The sequence below is a fragment of the Fulvivirga kasyanovii genome, from assembly GCF_009711405.1.
Classification (GTDB): Bacteria; Bacteroidota; Bacteroidia; order Cytophagales; family Cyclobacteriaceae; genus Fulvivirga; species Fulvivirga kasyanovii.
Window position 1 is genome coordinate 1 of the sequence record NZ_SMLW01000258.1, and the last position, 2,558, is coordinate 2,558.

The window sequence follows — 2,558 nt, forward strand, 5'->3', positions numbered from 1 at the left end:
ATTCAGGCAGCTATGACCAAAGTTCAGGGAAAAGATTTTTCTCATTTATCAATTCTGGAATCCATTAAGGATGCCGTGATCGTACGTGATCTCAGTGGTAAAATCCTGTTTGTCAATAAAGCAGTAGAGGAGTTTTTTGGCTACAGCCCTGAAGAGTTGTTGGGCAACGACATCAGCCCAATCATACCCATCATCAAGGCCAATGAAGAGAAACGGCTGGGTGAAAGCATTTTGTGGGGGGAAGAGGTGGAAAACTATGAAACAGAAAGGCTCGACAAGAGACGAAATACTGTTTTTGTGTCAGTAAGCCTGTCGCCTATAAAAGCTGCCAACGGAAAGATACTGGGTACTACCACCGTAATGCGGAACATTACCGATAAGAAAAAGGCTGAGGGCAAGTTTCAGGCCCTGCTTGAATCTGCCCCTGATGCTATGGTGATCGTTAATAAGTTTGGCCAGATCGTTTTAGTAAATGCCCAAACGGAAAAGCTGTTTTCTTACGACCGCACGGAGCTTGTAGGGCAGGATGTTGAAGCCCTGATCCCCTTGCGGTTCAAAGATAAACACCCTAAACATCGCAAACGCTTCTTTGAAGACCCGAAGGTAAGGGAAATGGGAGTAGGCCTTGAGCTTTACGGCATGCGCAAGGACGGGACGGAATTTCCGGTTGAAATCAGCTTAAGCCCCCTCAAGCTGGAGGACGGTATCTTTGTTTCAGCAGCCATTCGTGACATTACCATCAGGAAAAAAAGTGAAGAGAAGTTTAAAGGTCTGCTGGAGTCTGCCCCCGATGCCATGGTAATTGTAAATAAAAAGGGACATATCGTACTGGTAAATGCACAGACTGAAAAACTTTTTGACTACAAACGGGAAGAAATCATAGGTCAGGACATAGACATATTGATCCCGGACCGGTACAAAGCTGTGCACCCCTCTCACCGCAAGTCTTTCTTTGCCGAACCACGCACCAGAGCTATGGGTGCAGGATTGGAGTTGTACGGCAAAAAGAAGGATGGCGACGAATTTCCGGTTGAGATCAGCCTGAGCCCTATCGAGACGGAAGACGGCCTGCTTGTCTCGGCTGCCATAAGAGATATTTCTGCTCAGAAAAAGGCGGCTGTGGAACTGAAAGAGTATGCTGATCAACTCGAATTATCCAACGAAGAGCTGGAACAGTTTGCTTATGTAGCCTCTCACGACCTTCAGGAGCCACTTCGTAACATCACTAATTTTGTAGGTGTACTGGAAGAGTCCACCCGCGACATGCTGGATGAGGAATGCCAATATTTTCTCAGCGTAATCATGAAGTCTACCGAAAGGATGAAGGTGCTGATCAAAGAACTTCTGAATTTTTCCAGGATAGGCAGAAACAGAACCTTTGAAGAGGTCGATTGCAATATTGTACTGAAAGAAATACTGACAGAGATGGACTGGGTACTGCGCGACCATAAGGCCAGGGTAAACGTCGGGGATATGCCTGTAATCACAGGTAATAGTATCGAAATAAAGCTGATCTTTCAAAACCTGATCAGCAATGCCATCAAGTTTAGAAAAAGGGAGGTGCCCCCGGAAATTAATATTGAGTGTCGCGATAAAGAAAATTTGTGGGAGTTTTCAGTTGAAGACAATGGCATAGGTATAAAGGAAAATTATCTAAAAAAGATATTCCTGATATTTCAACGGTTACATACCGAGAACGACTACCCGGGTACTGGCATTGGACTTGCAACATGTAAAAAGATTATCGAAATTAATGACGGTCGTATCTGGGCTAAGTCAACACCCGGGGTTGGCTCAAAATTTTATTTTACAATTAGCAAAGCAAATGAGTGATCTGAAATGAAAATGGTTAACTGTATACTTTTGATAGATGACAATGTGCATGATAACTTCATACACACCCGCACCATTAACAAAATACCGGCCGCAAAACAGGTAAAGACGGTCACCACAGGTGAAGAAGCGTTGGAGTATTTAAGGTTCAGCCGGGAGCAACCTGAACAATACCCAGTACCCAACCTTATTTTTCTTGATATCAACATGCCCGGTATGAATGGTTTCGACTTCCTGGAAAGAGCGCGGCAGGAGCAATTTTTTAATAATGATGAGCCTATCCTGGTGGTAATGTTGACAAGCTCCTTAAACTCTGACGATGAAAAAAGAGCCAATGAGCAATTTTCTCGTGAAATCAAGGAGTTTAAAAATAAGCCGTTGACTACTGAAATGTTGACTGACATTTTGGGGACGTATTTTTAGAGTAGGCAACAGCGCGTATTTTTTAGACAAACCTGGATACAGAGAAAGTAACCCAGTGTCACCCGCACAATGGCTTCTTCCACCTTGCCCTCAATCGAGCTACCATAATTAAATCCAGTTTTTAATAAAAAATAAAATATTAATTCAAAGAAGAGAGAACGTCTACATTTCCCAATATGCGCATATCGTCAGTAAATCTTACAAAAGAAAAATCAAGAAATATAACCGGAAACGGCCCCGAAAATCCACGCTAATTGTAACCAAATGGATGCTTGCTATTAACAACTGTCTGTCAGCAAAAA

At 43.2% G+C, this 2,558-nt stretch carries 2 protein-coding genes; both read left to right on the plus strand.

Annotated features, from left to right (window positions below; all coding sequences use genetic code 11):
* Window positions 1-1,833 (plus strand): PAS domain-containing sensor histidine kinase (locus tag E1163_RS01555; RefSeq protein ID WP_343033717.1); only part of this gene is annotated, 1,833 nt, incomplete at its 5' end.
* 30 nt (window positions 1,834-1,863) lie between these two features.
* Window positions 1,864-2,256 carry a response regulator gene (locus tag E1163_RS01560; protein WP_246223459.1) on the plus strand — a complete coding sequence of 131 codons (393 nt, stop codon included), beginning with the start codon at window positions 1,864-1,866 and terminating at the stop codon, window positions 2,254-2,256.
* The last annotated feature ends 302 nt before the right edge of the window (window positions 2,257-2,558 follow it).